Annotated in this window: 14 protein-coding genes; 7 read left to right on the top strand and 7 right to left on the bottom strand. The window is 65.4% G+C overall.

The window, feature by feature from the left end; genetic code table 11:
- Window positions 1-90: 90 nt before the first annotated feature.
- Both AN936_RS13875 and AN936_RS13870 read right to left on the bottom strand, forming a co-directional pair.
- The gene (locus tag AN936_RS13875; RefSeq protein WP_054588654.1) at window positions 91-993 is read right to left on the bottom strand and encodes a MurR/RpiR family transcriptional regulator; all 903 of its coding nucleotides are present in this window, start codon (window positions 991-993) and stop codon (window positions 91-93) included.
- Window positions 990-1,172 carry a hypothetical protein gene (locus AN936_RS13870; RefSeq protein WP_054588653.1) on the bottom strand — a complete coding sequence of 61 codons (183 nt, stop codon included), beginning with the start codon at window positions 1,170-1,172 and terminating at the stop codon, window positions 990-992. The genes AN936_RS13875 and AN936_RS13870 overlap by 4 nt, the downstream gene beginning before the upstream one ends.
- A 166-nt stretch (window positions 1,173-1,338) precedes the next feature.
- Between AN936_RS13870 and AN936_RS13865 the strand changes: the two genes are divergently transcribed.
- Together AN936_RS13865 and AN936_RS13860 are read left to right on the top strand one after the other, a co-directional pair.
- Complete coding sequence (locus tag AN936_RS13865; protein ID WP_054588652.1) at window positions 1,339-2,868, top strand: N-acyl-D-amino-acid deacylase family protein; 1,530 nt, start codon at window positions 1,339-1,341, stop codon at window positions 2,866-2,868.
- A 63-nt stretch (window positions 2,869-2,931) separates the two neighbouring features.
- Window positions 2,932-5,328 (top strand): TonB-dependent receptor, encoded by a 2,397-nt coding sequence (locus AN936_RS13860; RefSeq protein ID WP_054590298.1) that lies wholly within the window; start codon window positions 2,932-2,934, stop codon window positions 5,326-5,328.
- Here the strand turns inward: AN936_RS13860 and AN936_RS13855 are convergent.
- Both AN936_RS13855 and AN936_RS13850 read right to left on the bottom strand, forming a co-directional pair.
- The gene (locus tag AN936_RS13855; RefSeq protein WP_234715574.1) at window positions 5,325-6,917 is read right to left on the bottom strand and encodes a tetratricopeptide repeat-containing sulfotransferase family protein; all 1,593 of its coding nucleotides are present in this window, start codon (window positions 6,915-6,917) and stop codon (window positions 5,325-5,327) included. The genes AN936_RS13860 and AN936_RS13855 overlap by 4 nt on opposite strands.
- A 141-nt stretch (window positions 6,918-7,058) precedes the next feature.
- Window positions 7,059-8,498: an APC family permease gene (locus tag AN936_RS13850; protein ID WP_054588651.1), complete on the bottom strand. Its 1,440-nt coding sequence runs from the start codon at window positions 8,496-8,498 to the stop codon at window positions 7,059-7,061.
- 202 nt (window positions 8,499-8,700) lie between these two features.
- Between AN936_RS13850 and AN936_RS13845 the strand changes: the two genes are divergently transcribed.
- Genes AN936_RS13845 through AN936_RS13835 form a run of 3 tightly spaced genes read left to right on the top strand, consistent with a single transcriptional unit; the run spans window position 8,701 to window position 12,173 of the window.
- Window positions 8,701-9,711 (top strand): DUF1611 domain-containing protein, encoded by a 1,011-nt coding sequence (locus AN936_RS13845; protein WP_054588650.1) that lies wholly within the window; start codon window positions 8,701-8,703, stop codon window positions 9,709-9,711.
- 19 nt (window positions 9,712-9,730) lie between these two features.
- Window positions 9,731-10,744: a dipeptide epimerase gene (locus AN936_RS13840; protein ID WP_054588649.1), complete on the top strand. Its 1,014-nt coding sequence runs from the start codon at window positions 9,731-9,733 to the stop codon at window positions 10,742-10,744.
- A gap of 37 nt (window positions 10,745-10,781) precedes the next feature.
- Window positions 10,782-12,173, top strand: coding sequence for a serine hydrolase domain-containing protein (locus AN936_RS13835; protein WP_054588648.1), 1,392 nt, complete (start codon window positions 10,782-10,784; stop codon window positions 12,171-12,173).
- 21 nt (window positions 12,174-12,194) lie between these two features.
- Here the strand turns inward: AN936_RS13835 and AN936_RS13830 are convergent, their stop codons facing one another.
- Window positions 12,195-12,839 (bottom strand): response regulator, encoded by a 645-nt coding sequence (locus AN936_RS13830; protein ID WP_054588647.1) that lies wholly within the window; start codon window positions 12,837-12,839, stop codon window positions 12,195-12,197.
- Complete coding sequence (locus AN936_RS13825) at window positions 12,836-13,984, bottom strand: sensor histidine kinase (RefSeq protein ID WP_158500095.1); 1,149 nt, start codon at window positions 13,982-13,984, stop codon at window positions 12,836-12,838. Before AN936_RS13825 ends, AN936_RS13830 begins: the two co-directional genes overlap by 4 nt.
- Before the next feature lie 130 nt (window positions 13,985-14,114).
- Here AN936_RS13825 and AN936_RS13820 point away from each other — a divergent pair, with 130 nt between their 5' ends.
- Both AN936_RS13820 and AN936_RS13815 read left to right on the top strand, forming a co-directional pair.
- Window positions 14,115-16,109 (top strand): TonB-dependent receptor domain-containing protein, encoded by a 1,995-nt coding sequence (locus tag AN936_RS13820; protein ID WP_054588645.1) that lies wholly within the window; start codon window positions 14,115-14,117, stop codon window positions 16,107-16,109.
- Window positions 16,110-16,270: 161 nt separating this feature from the next.
- Window positions 16,271-16,855 (top strand): inner membrane-spanning protein YciB, encoded by a 585-nt coding sequence (locus tag AN936_RS13815; protein WP_054588644.1) that lies wholly within the window; start codon window positions 16,271-16,273, stop codon window positions 16,853-16,855.
- Between the two features lies 1 nt (window position 16,856).
- Here AN936_RS13815 and AN936_RS13810 read toward each other — a convergent pair whose 3' ends face one another.
- Window positions 16,857-18,104, bottom strand: coding sequence for an aspartate kinase (locus AN936_RS13810; RefSeq protein ID WP_054588643.1), 1,248 nt, complete (start codon window positions 18,102-18,104; stop codon window positions 16,857-16,859).
- Between the last annotated feature and the right edge of the window lie 85 nt (window positions 18,105-18,189).

Below are 18,189 nucleotides of genomic sequence, written 5' to 3'. Positions count from 1 at the left end.
TAGCAGCACGATCTCCGCGCGGGCGCGGAGCTGAGGATGGCCAGGCGGGCGGGGCGCTCCGGCGTGGCAGCGCCGGGTTGGCTCAGGCTGTCAGGACGATGCGTCGGGCTCTTCGCGGCTGTTGCGGCTGCGCTTCTGGCCGACATGCCCGGTGAACTCCTGATAGAGTTCGGATACCAGATCGAGCCGGGGCTTGGCGGCGTCGCCGCGGCGCAGCACGACTTCCTGAACGAGGAGAGTGAGGGCAGAGACCATCGGGACGAGCGTCGCGAAGAACAGTGCGCTTTCGTCGGGCAGCGCAAGGACGTGCGGCGTGTACTCCTTTGCCCAATGGCAGAATTTGTCGGTGACGATGACGATCGTGAAACCCGCCGCCGCCGCTCGTTCAGCAAGCAGCTTCGCCTGGCGCGAGTAGCGGCGGATTTCTACGATGACGACGCATTTCCCGCGCCCGCTTTCGGTGAGGATGTCGGCGAAGCTGCCCGCGGCCAGATCGGCCATCCGGACGCCCGGCCGGACATATTGCAGCGTGTGCGCAAAATGCTCCGCAATGCCGCGCTCGGTCTGGAAACCCGCGACCAGCACCTCTTCGCTCGAATCGAGGATGGAGACGATCGCATTCCATTCGGCGGTGCCCGCCAGCTGGTAGACCTCGCTGATCGCCGCGATCACCATGTCGCGGTCGCGCTTCAGCAAGGCCTCGCTCCCGCCGCTGGAACTGCGGGGAGTGGACGATGGCCAAGGCTCGGAACCGATATCGTACCGCAGCGCGGCCTTCAGTTCGCGGAAATTGCGGAAGCCGACGCGCCGGCAGAAACGGCCGACCGTCACCGGGCTCACGCCGACCTTCTGGGCGACCGAGACCGCGGTCTCGAACGGAATATTCTGCCGGTCGGACAGGAGGAAGTTGGCGACGACGCGTTCGGCGTCGCTCAGCGTCGCGATCTTGTCCTCGATCATTTCGGTCAGGCCAGCGCCGCTCTTCGTGTTCATGAAAAGCGGCTTACCGAAGCCGCGTGCGTTTCGCCATTGCCAAACACCGCGCGGAGCAGTCGATGCGCTGCATCGTCGTCGGTATCGCGAAGCGTGAGCAGGTCGAACACGATCGTCCTTTCGATATGGAACCGCGAGCGGCCGGGCTTCTTGCCCTGAGCGCTTGTCTCGTATCGCATCTCGTTTCTGACTTGCAAACCTTCCCGTCAGAAATGGATCGCACGAATATGGCAACATAGCCTGCATCCGGCAGTTTTTCGTATGGGGCCATTGCTTGGTGTATCGTAGACACGATGACAACTTTTTATCGTTGACTGATAAAAGACAGTAAATTAAACACCCGGCATGCGCTGGAAGACTCTGCTCGCCCTCGGCCTTGCCGTATCGACGGCAACCAATTGCTACGCTGCGACCCTGATCCGGTCGGCGACGGTGGCCAACGGCCGCGATGCCCAGACGGCTCCGGCCGATGTCCGTATCGACGGCGACCGGATCGTGGCGGTCGGCAATCTGACGCCGCAAAAGGACGATATCGTCATCGACGGCCGCGGCCTTGTTCTGGCGCCGGGCTTCATCGACACGCACAGCCATCATGACGAGAAACTCGGCGAGCATCTCGACGCGACACAGCTGCTCGCGCAGGGGGTGACGACGGTCGTATTCGGACAGGACGGCGGCTCGGAGTTCCCCGTCGCGAAGCTGTTCGCCGAGCGCGAGGCGCATCCGGCCGCCGTCAACATCGCATCCTATTCCGGCCACGGAACGTTGCGCGGCGAGGTGCTCGGGTCCGACTACAAGCGCGAGGCGACGCCGGCCGAGGTCGACCGCATGCGCGCGCTGCTCGACGCCGACATGCGCGCCGGGGCGCTCGGGCTCTCGACCGGGCTCGAATATGATCCGGCGATCTATTCCTCGCACGCCGAAGTGCTCGCCCTTGCATCCGAAGCCGCGAAATTCGGCGGACGCTATATCAGCCATATGCGCAGCGAGGATCGCGAGCTTTGGGCCGCGCTCGACGAGCTGATCACGATCGGCCGCGAAACGGGCATGCCGGTACAAGTGAGCCACGCCAAGCTCGGTATGACCGACTGGTGGGGGCAGGCCGACCGCTACCTCGCAAAGCTCGATGCGGCGCGGGCCGAAGGGATCGACGCGTCGCTCGATATCTACCCCTATCCCTATTGGCAGTCGACGCTGACCGTCCTCTGGCCCGAGCGCGATTTCGACAATCGCGCGACGGCGGCATTCGTCCTCGGCCATCTGGCGCCGCCCGAAGGGCTGCTGATCTCGGGCGACAGCGGCGATGCGTCGCATGTCGGCAAGACGGTGGCGCAGATTGCGGCCGAGCGCGGAGAGGATCCGGTCACCACCGTCATTTCGCTCATTCGGGCGGCGCGCGCCAAGGACGGCGATATCAGCGTCATCGGTACCAGCATGGACGAGGGCGACATCGCGAAGCTGATCGCGTGGCCGCATGCCAATATTTCGTCCGATGGGGCCTTCGAGGATCTGCACCCGCGCGGCGCCGGGCCGTTCGCCAAGATACTGCGCGTCTATGTCCGCGAACAGAAGCTGCTGAGCCTCGGCGAGGCGATCAGGAAGATGAGTTCGCTGGCGGCGCGGCACATGGGTATCGCCGATCGCGGTGAAATCCGCGTCGGGGCGATTGCCGACCTGATCCTCTTCGACCCCGATACCATTCGCGACAATGCGACGACGGAAAATCCCGGCGCGGTCGCGACCGGCATGCGCCGCGTCTGGGTCAACGGCGTGCTGAGCTTCGTCGACGGCAAGGCGACGGGCGAGCGGCCGGGCCGCGTCGTCCGCCGCGGCCATTCGACCCCCTGGCCGGCCGCCGGGGGGCGCGCCGACTGAATTTCAACGACCGAATGACTCGCAACAGCGGGCGACAAGACACGCATGGGAGGCGGACAGGACATGAATAACAGGCTCAAGGTCGCGCTCAATTCGGCGACATTCCTGACCGGCTGCATGCTGACGACGGGGGCTATGGCGCAGGACGCTGGTGCATCGGCCGGGTCCGAAGAGATTGTGGTGACCGCGACCCGGCGCGAAACGACGCTGCAGGACACGCCGATCAACATCAGCGCGATCTCGGCCGACATGCTCGAAAAACAGCGCATCGACGACGTGCGCGATATCGCCGACTTCACGCCGGGGATCACGATCAGCGACACCGGCCCGACATCGACCGGCTCGATCGTCCTGCGCGGCATCAGCGCGGACGATACCGGCGACAGCGGTTCGGACGGCGACAATACGTTGGGCATCTATCTCGGTGAAGTGCCGCTCTATTATGATTTCAAGCTGCTCGATCTCGAGCGGGTGGAAACGCTGCTCGGGCCGCAGGGCACGCTATACGGCGTCGGCACGCTGGCCGGCGCGATCCGTTACATTCCGAAGCGCCCCAACCCCGACCGTTTCGAGGCCGAGGTGCACTCGCGCGTCTATGGCAAGGATCATTCGAAGGACGTCGGCTTTCAGGGCGACTTCATGCTCAACATCCCGCTCGTCCGCGATCATGTGGCGTTCCGTACCGCCTCGGGCTATTATTTCGACCCGGGCTTCATCGACTATCCGCTCGTCCTTCAGGAACCCGGTGTGTCGCTGCCGCAGGCGGGCGGCACCGGCAACGCGATCGGCCCCGACTATGCGGCCAATCTGCGCATGGTGAGGGACGTCAATTTCGAACGCACCTATACGACGCGCAACCAGTTGCTCCTTCAGTATAATCCGAACGTCAAAGCCATATTGACCTATGTCTATCAGCAGACGCGGACGAACGGCCGCCAGGCGAACAGCGCCGGTGTGCTCGGCACAGGCCCCTATGAGAATGGATCGCGCTACGTCGAACCGCATCGGCGCCACGCCCATCTGGTAAGCCTCGAACTCAACGCCAACCTCTGGGACATCGCCGATCTCGTGGCGACGACGGCCTATACCAACCGGAAAGTCCGCGAGGTGAAGGATCAGACCGACCAGCTGCTCGATCTCGAGCTCGGCTATGAAGCCTTTCCCGCCTTTTCCGCCTATTTGATCCGCGACAACAATACCGAACAATATAATGACGAAATCCGGCTGGTCTCCCGCCACGGCGGGCCGTTCAGCTGGACGATCGGCGGATTTTACAACAAGCAGACCTCATCCTATCCCTATGTCGAAATCGCGCCGGGCCTCGCCGATTTCTACGGCGTCGGCGACACCAACCCCGACGATATCGAATATGCCAGCATCACCCGCGGCAAGGTCACCGAAAAGGCGGCCTTCGGCGAACTCACCTATCAGGTGACCCCCGCCTGGCAGGTGACGGCGGGCGCGCGCTATTTCAAATATAGTTCGCGGCTGGCCGGCGCGATCGTGCTGCCGCTGCTCGGCGACCCGCTCGACCCCGACGAACTGCCGCAGGAAGGCGGGACGGCGGGCAAGTCGGGATGGGTGTGGAAGTTCAACAGCTCCTACAAGATCACCCCCGACCTGATGGTCTATGCGACGTACAGCAAGGGCTATCGTCTCGGCGGTCCGAACTACGTCGCGCCGTGCCCCGATCCGGTGCCGCCGGACCAGCAGAATGCGTGCGCGCTGCCCGACGAACTTCAATATGGGCCCGATACGACGAAGAATATCGAGATCGGCCTGCGCGGCGAGCTGTTCGACCGGAAGCTCCATTTCCATTTCGACGTCTTCCGCATCAACTGGAATGGACTGCAGCTCGGTACCGAAACGACCTATGGCGCGGTCGGCATTACCGGCAATGGCGGTTCGGCGCGTTCGCAGGGTTTCGAGGCCTCCTTCACCGCGCGCCCGACGCGCGAACTCAGCATCCAAGGGACCTATTCCTACGTCGATGCAAAGCTGACGTCGGACGCGCCGGGGATCATCAGCATTCGCACCATCCCCGGCGATTATTCGTCGCCGGTCGTGGCGCTCGACGCCCTCGCTGGCGACCGCTTGCCGGGGTCGGCCAAAAATGCCGGCAGCCTCGGCGTGACCTATACAAGGCCGCTCGGCGATGCCGAACTGATCGCCAACTGGACCGCCGTGTACCGCGGCAATGTCGTCTCGCGCCTCGGCTGGGAACGAACCTATGGCGAACTCATCCCCAGCTATGTCACGCATCGCGCGTCGCTCACCTACAGCACGGAGAAATACGACCTCTCGCTGTGGGCGAACAATATCTTCGACAAATATGCGGTGGTCTCGATCGGCGCCGACCGTTCGCGCATCGGCGTCAACGACGGCTTTGCGGTCCGCTATTATTCACGCGCGGTGATCAATCCGCGGACCTTCGGGATCGAAGGCCGGTTCAAATTCTAGGCCGAACCGGGCCGGGTCATGCCCGGCGCCGCGTCCTCGATCAGCCGGCGCGCGGCGCCGAGTGCGTCGGCATGGGGACGCCACTGGCCGATCGCGTCGGCGTTCAGCGGCCGCCGGACCTGCGCGGCGCTCGGCGTCGCCACCGCTCCGTCCTGCTCGTGAAAGTGGAGGCAGTTTTCGTCCCAGTCGAGTTCGCAATGATCGAGTAGCCGGCGCGTCTCGCCGGCCTGGTCGCGGATCAGATCTTCGTAACCGAGTTCGAGCACCGCACCGGGAAATTTCTCGCGCCAGAAGGCGATCAGCCGGTCGAAGCGCAGATAATAGCGGGCGATATCCTCGGGGTCGTAGGAATAATCGTGGAATGCCGAGCCGTCGGCGAAAAGATGCCGGTAATTGCTCCAGATGGTGTCCATCGGGTCGCGGCGCAGGCAGACGATCTTCGCGGCGGGAAACGCCTGCCGGATAAAGCCGACATACAGGAAATTGAACGGCAGCTTGTCGACGAAGCGCTGCCCCTCGACCGCCGGCTGTTGCCGGGCGCGGGCGAGATAGAAGGCGGCGACGTCGCTTGCCGCCTGTCCCCGCGCCGCGGCTATGGTTTCGGCATCGGCGACTGCTCGGGTGCGCGTGGCGGCGGCCTGTTTGATCGCGAGCGGCATCGCCGCAAGCTCGCCCGCCGACCGCACCTTGGCATGCGAGGACAGGATGCGGTCGACGAGCGTCGTCCCGGTCCGCGGCATTCCCACGACGAAGATCGGTTGCGCTGCGGGGTCGCTGCTCCCGCTCAGCGGCGGGCGTCCGGCGAACAGATGCTCGACGGTATCGAACAGCCGCGCGTCGCGCGCGAAGGTATAGCCGGATTGCTCCTTCCTTTGCTCGCCAGCCTGCTGAAGGTGCCGCAAGGCCTCGGCCGGCTGCCCGCATTCCTCATATTCCTTGCCGAGCGCGAAGCCGATACGCAGCCGGTTGTCGGGATTTTGCGCCACGGCCAGCGCCTGTTCGAGCCGCGCGATATGGTTGCGCTCCGGCGTCTGGCGCCGCAGCCCGGACAGGGCGAAATGCGCGCGGCCGTCGGTTGGCGCGGCGGCGAGGATCACATCGAAATGCCGTTCTGCCTCGTCGGTCTCTCCGGCAAAGCCCAGCTCTACCGCCAGATTGTACCGGAAATTCCGATTGCCCGGCGCGTGCGCGACCGCCTGTTCGAAAAGGCGCAGAGCGTCGGCATGCGACCCCAGCCGCGTGTGGACGCAGCCCAGCGTGTCGAACGTCAGGGCATCCGTGGGCCGCAGCGTTTCGGCGCGGATCGCTGCCTCCCGTGCCTCGCCATCGCGGCCTGCCGACAGGAGCAGGCGGGCCAGTTGCGCTTCATATTCGGCGCTCGGTGCGTGGGCGACCGCCGCTCTGATCAGTTCCAGCGCCGCCGCGGTGCGCCCCGTCCCTGCTTCGACGACAGCAAGCAGGAAATATGCTTCGGCAGCCCCGCCGGGCGCGGACTGCAGCGCTGCCGCAACCCGCCGGACCGCCTCGACATTCCCCATCGCCAGCGCTTCGCGACCGGCGCGGCGCAGATCGGCGGTCGCCCCGGTCACCGAAAGCCCATTCGGGAAAAAGCGCGCATCCTTATCGTCCTCGCTGACGAAATGTCGCCCGGCGGACGGGCAGCCGCGACAATTTTCTTTCGGAAACTCCGGTCTGTAGAAAAATGTCCCGCATGTCGAGCCTTGCGGTGTCTATCCCGTTTTCCGGCGGCGCAGGCCATAGAGCCAGTAAATGCCGCCGCCGATCGCCAGCCAGACGATCAGCCGGATCCACGTATCCTGCGGCAGCGTCCACATCAGATAGACACAGGCGATGATGCTGAGGATCGGGATCCACGGATAGAAGGGCACGCGGAAGGGCCGTGCTACGTCCGGTTCGCGGCGCCGCAGGACGAGGACGCTGGCCGAGACCATCACGAACGCGAACAGCGTGCCCATCGAAATCAGCTCGCCGAGCAGGTTGAGCGGGAGCACGCCCGCCGCGAGCGCGGCGACGAGGCCGGTTACCAGCGTTCCGGCATAGGGCACCGAACTGCCGGGCCGCGCACGCGTGAAGGCGGGGGGCAACAAGCCGTCGCGGCCCATCGCATAAAAAATCCGCACCTGACCCAAAAGGGTGACGAGCAGCACCGAAACCAGCCCGGCGATTGCGACGAAACCGACGATCAGCTTGGTCCACGCCAGACCGGGGCCGGCGCTGTTGAGCGCGACATAGATCGGATCGGCGACGTTGAGCAGGCGATAGCTGACCAGCCCGGTGATCACGAGCCCGACAAGGGCATAGAGCAGGGTCGTCACGCCCACCGACGCGAGCAGGGCCTGCGGCACCGTGCGCTGGGGATTGCGGACGTCCTGCGCCAGCGTCGAAACGGCATCGAAACCGACATAGGCGAAGAAGAGTACTCCGGCGCCCTGCATCACGCCCGACCAGCCGAAGCGACCGAAGACGCCTTCGTTGGCCGGGATGAAGGGCGACCAGTTGGCGGGATCGACGAAGGCGAAGCCCGTCGCGACGACGAGCAGCATCGCGGCGATCTTTACGACGACGATGAGATTGTTGATCCGGGCCGAAAAGTCGGTGCCGCGCAGCAGCATCGCCATGCAGGCGAGGGTCACCAGCGCTGCGGGAAGGTCGATGATCGAGCCGGTCGCGACCAGATGACGGTCGGCCGAGATCGAGAAGGGAGCCTGCGAAAAGATCGCCGGAAACACCACGCCGATGTCGTGCAGCGCGGCCTGGAGATAGGCCGACCACCCGATGGCGACCAGCGCGCCCGCGAACAGATATTCGAGGACGAGGCACCAGGCGACCGCCCACGCCGCGGCCTCGCCCATCGAGGCGTGCGTATAGGAATAGGCGCTGCCCGCGACCGGCATCATCGCCGCCAACTCGGCATAGCAGAGCCCGGCGAGCAGGCAGACGACGCTCGCGATGAGGAAGGACAGCGCCACCGCCGGGCCCGAATGCTGCGCGGCGACGGTGCCGGTGAGGATGAAGATGCCGGCCCCGACGGTGCCGCCGACCCCGAAACAGACGAGGGCGAACAGGCCGATCTTCGGCGCGAGGGCGTCGCCATTCTCGCGCGTGCTCGCCTGCAGCGCGGCAATGGTCTTGCGGGCGAAAGGCGTCATGGCAGCCTCCGCGCGCGGGCGGCGGGGCAGGGTGGCAGGGCAGGCAGGCTGGCAGGGGGTATGAAGGTTTTCAACCGCTCTCTCCGGATTCGATGTCATGTTAGTTTTTTACCGATTGACACGTTATAGTAATTTTTATTACTAGCAAGCCATTCCAGCGACGGGCGCGGCTTCGCGTCCATTTTTCAGGAAAGACGGCCGAATGATCATCCCGGGGAAATATCTGCTGTTTCTGGGCGATGTCGCCGACCGGCTCGACGCGAAGACCGCTTGCGGATTGGTCGACTGGTCGCGCGAACGCTGCGTGGGGCAGTGGCGCCTGCCGTCCTGCGGCATCGACATGGGCCTCGAGGACATGGACTTTGCGCAGGCGCGGGCCGCCGGCGCCGAGACGCTCGTCATCGGTGTTACACCTTTCGGCGGCGCCATTGCGCCGCAATGGATCGCCCCGATCGTCGCCGCGCTCGGCGCCGGTCTCAATATCGCGAGCGGCATGCATGTTCGCCTCGGCAGCATTCCCGAAATCGCGGCGGCCGCCCGCGCCTCGGGCGCTTCGCTGTTCGACGTCCGGGACCCCGGGCGAAGCTTTCCCGTGGGTTCGGGCCGCAAACGGTCGGGCCGCCGCATGCTGATGGTCGGCACCGATTGCGCGGTCGGCAAGAAATACAGCGCGCTCGCGATCGCGCGCGACATGAAGGCCCACGGCATGAAGGCGACCTTTCGCGCGACGGGTCAGACCGGGATATTGATCGCGGGCGAAGGCGTGCCGATCGACGCGGTCGTGTCCGATTTCGTCTCCGGAGCCGCGGAAACGCTGTCACCGGACAACGACCGCGACCATTGGGACGTCATCGAGGGACAGGGGTCGCTGTTTCATCCGGCCTATGCCGCGGTGGCGCTCGGCCTGCTGCACGGTTCGCAGCCCGATGCGATCGTTCTCTGTCATGCCGAAGGCCGGACGCATGTCGACGGCTATCCCGATTTCCCGCTGCCCGGGCTCGCCGAATGCATCGAGGCCAATCTGGGCATGGCGCGGCGGATCAATCCCGCGGTTCGCTGCGCGGGGATCAGCATCAATTGCTCGGCGTTGCCCGCCGACGCGCGGGCGGATCATCTGGCGGCCGTGTCCGATCGCTTCGGTCTCCCGTGCTTCGACCCGGTGGCGACGGGACCGGCGGCGCTGGTCGCGCATATTGCCGCCACCTTCGATTGATTGAGGCAAAGGCAGCGTCATGGATATCGCGGTCCGCGTCGAAACCTGGCCCCTCGTTCACCCGTTCCGCATCACGGGCTGGACCTATGAGGCGATCGAGGTCGTCGTTGTGACGCTGAGCGATGGCGACTATCGCGGACGGGGCGAAGCGGCGGGGGTCGATTATCTTGGCGATACGCCGGCGAGCGTCGCGGCCACGATCGCGTCGATGCAGGACGCCTTCGGTTCGGGCATGGACCGGCAGCGGCTCCAGTCGCTGCTGCCGCCCGGCGGCGCGCGCAATGCGCTCGACTGCGCGCTGTGGGATATCGATGCCGCCCGCTCGGGCCGGCCGGTCTGGCAAGAGGCCGGGGTTCGTGCCCCGAAACCACGTCTGACCACCTGGACCATCGGCGCCGAGCCGCCCGCGGTCGTGGGCGAACGGGCGAAGGAATATGCCGGTGCGCGCGCGATCAAGCTCAAGCTGATCGGCGACGGGCAGGATGCCGCCCGTGTCCGCGCGGCGAGAGCGGCGCGTCCCGATATATGGCTGGGCGTCGACGGCAATCAGGGATTCTCGCGCGCGACGCTCGAGCAGATCATGCCGGCGCTGGTGGAAGCGCGGGTCGAACTCATCGAGCAGCCGCTGCCGCTCGACCGCGACGCGGACCTCGACGGCTTCGCCTCGCCGATCCCGCTCGCCGCCGACGAAAGCGCGCAGGGGCTGGCATCGATCGCGACGCTGCCCGACGCCTTTTCGGTCGTCAACATCAAGCTCGACAAGTGCGGCGGCCTTACCGAGGCGCTGGCGATGGTCGAAGCCGTCCGGGCGCGGGGGATGCAGGTGATGGTCGGCAACATGCTCGGCACCTCGCTGGCCATGGCGCCCGCCTTCATCGTCGGCCAGCTTTGCGACATCGTCGACCTCGACGGTCCGTTGCTGCTGTCGCGCGACCGGTCGCCGGCGGTCGAATATCGCGACGGCATGGTCTGGTGTTCCGAAGATATCTGGGGCGGCGCATCGCGGACCGCCCATGGTCTCGAAAATGGCTAGCCGCACCGACGGCAAGCAGGATGGAAGGGGAGAGAGAATGCTCGAACGGACGAAGATCTTTTTTGCCGCGGCGCTGGTTTGCGTCGCCGCACCGGCGCGTGCCGCACCCGACCCCGACACGTTCAGGAAACAGGTCGATGCATTCGTCGAGCAGGAAATGCGCAGCGAGAAGATCCCCGGCGTCTCGGTCGCGGTGGTGCACAAGGGCGAGATCGTTCTCGCCAAGGGCTATGGCCTCGCCAACGTTGAACATAATATCGCCGTCACCCCGCAGACGATTTTCCAGTCGGGTTCGGTGGGCAAGATGTTCACCGCGGCGGCGGTGATGCGGCAGGTCGAACAGGGGAAAATGAGCCTCGACGATCCGCTGACCAAATATGTTCCCGATGCGCCGGCGAGCTGGCGTCCGATCACGATCCGCCAGCTCCTCACCCACACGTCGGGCATCCCCAATGTCGGCGAAGATTTCGACTTCAAGCGCAACTACACCGACGACGAACTGATCAAGAGCTTTGCGGTGCTGCCGCTCAGCTTCCAGCCCGGCGCGCGCTACAGCTACAGCAACAGCGGCTACGTCATGCTCGGCATCGTCATCGAACGGGCGACGGGCCGCTTCTACGGCGATATTTTGAGGACCGACATTTTCGAGCCGCTCGGCATGAAGACCGCGCGCGTGATCAGCGACCGCGACATCGTGCCCAATCGCGCGGCGGGATATGAGGTCGTCGACGGCGCGCTCAAGAATCAGGATTTCGTCTCGGTAAAGATGAACACCACCGCCGATGGTTCGCTCTACTTCTCGCTCGACGATCTGATTTCGTGGAACCGCGGGGTGGAACAGGGCAAAGTGCTGAGCGCCGCGAGCTGGAAGCAGGTCTACACCCCGGTCCGGCTGAACAGCGGCAAGACCTATCCCTATGGCTTCGGCTGGGATGTCGACATGGCCGGGGGCAAGCCGCGCCTTCATCATGGCGGCTCATGGCAAGGTTTCCGTTCCTATTATTCGCGCTATCTGGGCGACGATCTGGCGATCATCTTCCTCGCCAATTCGGCGGAGGCCAACACCGAAACCTTCGTCGACGGGGTGGCGAAGCTCTGGGATCCCGCGCTCGTCGCCGTGCCGCGTCCCAAACCCGAACCGGAGGTCGCGCGCAAGGTGACGGCGCTGATCGAAGCCGCGCGTGCCGGCCGCCTTCGTGCCGAGGACGTGCCGCTCGCGCCCGCCAATTTCATCCCCACCCAAGCTCCCTATTTCGTCAAGGACCTGCAGGAACTCGGCGCGCTGACGAAGCTGGAGCTTGTCGAGCGCAGCGAGGCGGGGGACGACGTGAATTATGTCTTCAAGGCAAGCTTCGGCGATCGCCTCGTGCGGGTCTATTATTCGGTGGCACCGGGCGATCAGGCCTCAAACTTCTTCCTCTCCCTGTAAGCCGAAGCAGGGGCGACATGCTCAACCCAGATGCCCCTGCTGCAACGCCTTGAGCGCTGCCCTGGTCCTGTCGCGGGCGTCGAGTTTCAGCAGCAGGTTGGAGACGTGATTCTTGGTCGTTCCTTCGGCGATCGCGAGAAGCTCGGCGATTTCCCTGTTGCTATAGCCGGCGCAGATCAGGTGCAGCACCTCCTTTTCCCTGGCGGTGAGCGCATCGCCGGCCTCGTCGTCCAGCGATGCTGACGGACCGCGTTGAATGGCGGCGATCAGGCTTTCGGTCATCGCCGGCTGAAACGCCGTCCGGTTGTCGGCAAGGGCGCGAATGGCTCCGGCAAGCGATTCGAGCGACACATCCTTCAGCATCAAGCCCCTGGCGCCTGCCCGGATCGCCGCGATCGCGGCATCGCTGTCGTCGAAGGTCGTGAGGATCAATGTCGGAGGCAGCGCATCCACTTTTCGAAGCGCCTCCAGCACCGCGATGCCGTCGAGCCGCGGCATGCGAATGTCGAGAAGCAGCACGTCCGGTCTGAGTTGGGGTACCTTTTCGAGCGCTTCGGCGCCGTCGCACCCCTCTCCCGCAACCTCTATGTCGGGAAGCAGTTCGAGCAGGCTGCGGATGCCCTGCCGCACGAGCGTCTGGTCATCGACAAGGACGACCCTGATCATGCCGGCTGCGGCGGGCGTGACGGCAACCAGGCGTCGATCGTGAAGCCGAAATCGATCCCGCTGCGCAGCGTCAGCTTGCCGCCGAGGCATTCCAGCCGCTCGCGCATCCCCACCAGCCCGGAGCCGGGCGAAGAAGCGGCGGGACGCGCGTTGCCGTCGTCGCGCGCGATCATGCGCACGCCGCTGTCGTCCGCCGTCACCCGCAGCCAAAGGTTCGCGGCGCCGGCATGCCTGACGGCATTGGTAATGGCTTCCTGCGCGCAGCGGATCAGGGCGTGGGCCTGATCGGGGTCGACGTGGACGTCCGGCGCGAAATCGACATGGACGGTCGGTGCGGGCACACTCTGCGCCAGCGCCTCCAGCGCCTCCTTCAGGTCGCCGCGGTCGGCTTCGCGTAATGTCGCGACGACATCGCGGACCTTGGTGAGCAGGGCAGCGGCGAGCGCCTTCGCCTGCCGGACATGGTCGGTTGCCCGCCCCGGCTCGGTCACATGGCTTGCGATCTCGAGCTGCAGTCCGAGCGCGGTCAGTTCATGGCCCCAGGCATCGTGCAGTTCGCGCGAGATGCGCAGGCGCTCGGCATCGCGGACGCTGTTGGCGACGATGCGATTGGCTTGGCGCAGGTCCCGGTTCGCCTCGGCCAGCGCTCGCGAGCTTTGCGCTTCCCGTCGCAGCGCCTGCGCGGTGAAGACCAGCAGCAGTTGCAGCGCAAAGGCCTGACCGATCACCCAGCACAGGTCGGGGTTCAGCGCCTGCGCCAGCGCGCCGATGATCGCCAGCGTCTGAAACGCCACCCACGCCAGCGCTTTGCCGGGCGTCGTCGTCATCGCCACCTGCCACGCAATGATGATGAGGAAGGTCGACATTCCGGCCCAGGGAACGATGACCGCCATCGTCACGACCGCGAGAAGCTGGACGCACAGCAGCGCCCAGCGCACGCCGGGGCGCAGCTTCATTACCATCGCGGCGAAGACCGCTAGCGCGAACAGCGCGAATGGCGCCAGCCACAGCGGCGATACCGGCGCCCCGCGCATCGTTGCGCCGGTCATGAGCTTTTGCAGCACCGGCCAACCCCAGGCAAACCACACGGCCAGCGCGGTGGCGCAGAAAATCCAGTGCTGCCGGGACCTGAGCTGCTCTGCCATCGGCGCATGCTGCCACAGCGCGGCTCCCCTTCCAATAGGCCAAAAGTCACGGGTTGCGGGCGCGACCTCCGGCACTTTTGCGGATCGGAGCGGCGCGGCATCGATGACGGACGAAAAGGGAGTGAAAGCCATGCCAAGGTCCGTCGCTATCATCGCCATCCTCCTCGCCTCCGCGCCCCGGGCGTGGGGACAGGCCGCAAACGGAAACGCGGCGGAGCCGGCGGAAAGCGAGGCTGGCAACGCGCAGACCGGGCGCGCCGACGAGAATGCGGTGCGGGCGGCCAATGATGCGTTCGGCACCAGCGTCGGGAACGAAAAGATCGGCCTTTACGGCGTCGGCGACGTCCGGGGTTTCAACCCCGCCACCGCCGGAAATATCCGCGTCGAAGGACTGTCGGTCACCGAACATGGCGGCTTCACCAGCCGGATCGCGAGCGGCTCGACGATCAGGGTCGGATTGACCGCGCAGGGTTATGCCTTTCCGGCGCCGACGGGGATCGCCGACTATGCGCTCCGCAATCCCGGCGACGAGGCGGTGCTGAGCCCGGTGTTCTATTTCGGCCCCAATGGGACCGCGGCCGCCGATCTCGACGCGCAAATCCCCATTGCCGGCAGCCGCCTCGGCATGGCCGCGGGTATCGCCTATCGCTATGAGGAGAATTTCCCCGGCGAAGACAGCCAGACGCTGCAGGGCGGCGCCGTCCTGCGCTGGCGGCCCGCCGATCAGATCGAATTCAAGTCCTTTTACACCCGCGCGGCGATCATGGACGATCTCGACATCGGCAACATCTTTTCGGGCGGACCCTGGTTGCCGCCGCAGATCGAACGGCGCTATTTCGGCCTCGACTGGACGCAGACCGAGGTCCGGCGGCAATTCTATGGCGCGCTGGGGGCCGCCCGGCTTTCCGACGCCTGGCAGATCCGCGCCGGTCTCTTCCGGTCCGAAAACGAAGTGAAGCTCAACCCGGTCGAACTCTATCGGGGCGTCGGGCGCGATGGTTCGGCGCAGCGGCAACTCGTGGTGACGAAGGATCAGGCGGCGAAATCGAAGTCGGGGGACGTTCGTTCTTCCTATTCCTTTGGCGAAGGATCGCGGCGGCACATCATCCATCTTGCCGCGCGCGGGCGCGAGACGCGGCGTGCCTATGGCGGCGGCGACGTGCGCGATCTGGGACCGGCGACGATCGGCGAGCGAAGCGATCTTCCGCAGCCGGCCTTCGATTTCGGGCCGCTGACCCGCGACGATGTCCGGCAAATCACCGGCGGCATCGGTTATGAATTGCGCTGGCCGCAGGTGGCCGAACTCAGCCTTGGCATACAGAAGACCGATTATGAGAAGAATGTCCGGATTCCGGGCCGGCCGCTGCTGACGACCAGGGATCGGCCGTGGCTCTACAATGGCACGCTGGCGTTCCATCTTACCGGCGAACTGGTAGCCTATGCCGGCTATACGCGCGGTCTCGAAGACAGCGCGACCGCGCCATCGGATGCGGTGAACCGCAACGCGGCCCCGCCCGCGCTGCGCACGAGCCAGCGCGACGCGGGGCTTCGCTATGCGATCCGCCCGGGCTTCAACCTCGTCGCGGGCCTGTTCGACGTGCGCAAACCCTATTTCAACATCGACCCCGACCGCGTCTACCGCCAACTCGGGACGGTCCGGCACCGCGGTATCGAACTGTCGCTCGCAGGGCAGCCCGCCCCGGGGCTGAGCGTCATCGCGGGCGCGGTGTTCCTCGACGCAGATGTTTCGGGTGAAGCGGTGGATTTCGGGATTATCGGCCCGAAGCCGGTGGGCACGGCAAACCGGATCGTCCGCGCCAACCTCGATTATCGCTTGCCCTTCTTCGCGCCGCTTTCGGTCGACATCGGCGTCGTCAGCCAGGGAAAAAGGATCGCCAGCGCGCTCGAATATCCCGAACTCGGCGGACGGCAGTTGACCACCCGGCCGCTGACGACCGTCGACATCGGCTTTCGCTATCGCTTTCAGGCGGGCGCTGCGCCAGCCACCTTGCGCGCCCAGGTCACCAATCTCTTCGACGCCTATGGCTGGAACGTGTCGCCGAACGCGTCCTTCAAGTTCAACGAGACGCGGCGTTTTCTGATGACGCTGGCGGCGGATATCTGACGCTCGCACGGGGAAGGGCAGGGGCGGCCGGACGCCGTCGCCATGTTAACACCGTAAATTTCACTTGACCCCTCTCCGGCAATGTTTACAACGACAACATTGAGTCGCCCGTCACCGCTACAGGCTCTCCCCCGCCGCGGGCGATCGGAAAGGATGTCGATATGAGGTCGCTGTTATACGCTGTCGGACCGATGCTGTTCGACTCGCTGGGCGTGATCGTCTTCGCCGTTTTGCTCGGGCTCGGCGTCGATCTGGTCGTTGCGACGATCGCGGGTACTGTCACGGCGGTGGGCGTCGTCGGCTATGAGCTTGCGCGGGGCAGGAAGGTCGCGGCGCTGCAGTGGATCAGCCTTGCCTCGGTCCTTTTTACCGCCGCCGCGACGCTCTTTACCGGCGACCCGCGCTTCGTGATGGCAAAGCCGACGATTGTCTATCTGATCGTCGGCAGCGTGATGCTGCGCAAGGGCTGGCTCGACCGCTACATCCTGCCCGAACAGTTGGCGCTGGCCGGCGATGTGATGGACCGGTTCGGGATGATCTGGGCGGCGCTGATGTTCGCGAGCGCCGGACTGAACCTCGTCGTCGCGCTCTTTTTCACCGCGTGGTGGCCGCTGTTCATCGGGATATTCCCGCTGGCGTCGAAATTCGGCCTGTTCGCGGTCCACATCGCGGCGGTGCATTTCATCGGGCAATCCCGGCTGCGCCGCCGCGCGGGCGGCGAGCTGCAACCGCTGGCCGCCGAATAGCCTAGTCGGCGTCGAGCCCGTAGGCGGTGTGGAGGACGCGCACCGCGAGTTCGGTTTCGTCTTCGTCGATCAGCACGCTGACCTTGATCTCGCTGGTCGAGATCGCCTGGATGTTGATGCCGCGATCGGCCAGCGCGCGGAACATCGTGCTTGCGACCCCGGCGTGGCTCTTCATGCCGACACCGACGACGCTGATCTTCGCCACCTTGTCGTCGCTGATGATGCGGTTGAAACCGATCTTGTCCTTTGCGCCTTCGAGCAGGTCGATCGAGCGGAGGAGGTCGGTGCCGGGAACGGTGAAGGTCACGTCGGTCTCGCCCTTTTCGCGGCCGACGTTCTGGATGATCATGTCGACGTTGATCCCCGCGGCGGCGAGCGGGCCGAAGATGTTCGCGACCGCGCCCGGCTTGTCGGGGACGCGCGTGACGATGATCTTTGCTTCATTCTTGTCGTGGGCGATGCCGGTGATCAGCTGCCGTTCCATCTGATGTTCCTCTATTTCCTCGTCGCTGACGATCATCGTGCCTTTTGCGGGTGCCTCGTCGCCCTCGACGAAGCTCGAGAGGACCTGCACGCGCACGCCCATCTTCATCGCGAGCCCGACCGAGCGCGTCTGGAGCACCTTGGCGCCGACGCTCGCGAGTTCGAGCATTTCCTCATAGGTCACATAGTCGAGCTTGCGCGCGCGCGCGACGATGCGCGGGTCGGTGGTGTAGACGCCGTCGACGTCGGTGTAGATGTCGCAGCGGTCGGCCTTGACCGCGGCGGCAACGGCAACCGCGCTGGTGTCCGACCCGCCGCGGCCGAGCGTCGAGACGCGGCCATCGTCCATCATGCCCTGGAAGCCGGGAATAACCGCGACCTCGCCCTTGGCCATGGCGGTGGTCAGCGCGCCGGTATCGACGTCGATGATGCGCGCGCGGGCGTGGGCTTCCTCGGTGCGGATCGGCAGCTGCCAGCCGAGCCAGCTGCGCGCGGGAACGCCCATCGCTTGCAGGGTGAGCGCGAGCAGGCCCGACGTTACCTGTTCGCCGGCGGCGACGACGACATCATATTCGGCGGGGTCGTAGCGCGGGTTCGCTTCGCGGCAAAAATTGACGAGCCGGTCGGTCTCGCCCGCCATCGCCGAGACGACGACCGCGACCTCGTTGCCATTGGCAACCTCGCGCGCGACGAGCTTCGCCACGGTGCGAATCCGCTCGGTGCCCGCCATCGACGTGCCCCCGAATTTCATCACGATCCGCGCCATGTCGCCCCGCTTTCCTGTTCTGGTTCCGGCCGCGACTTTTCCATGATTTCCGCAGCGCTCGCGCTGTTAGGCAAGGGGCGCGCCG

The organism is Sphingopyxis macrogoltabida, assembly GCF_001307295.1.
GTDB classification, from domain to species: domain Bacteria; phylum Pseudomonadota; class Alphaproteobacteria; order Sphingomonadales; family Sphingomonadaceae; genus Sphingopyxis; species Sphingopyxis macrogoltabida_B.
Note: the sequence above shows the minus strand (reverse complement) of the source record. Positions and strands in the feature narration are given on the sequence as shown.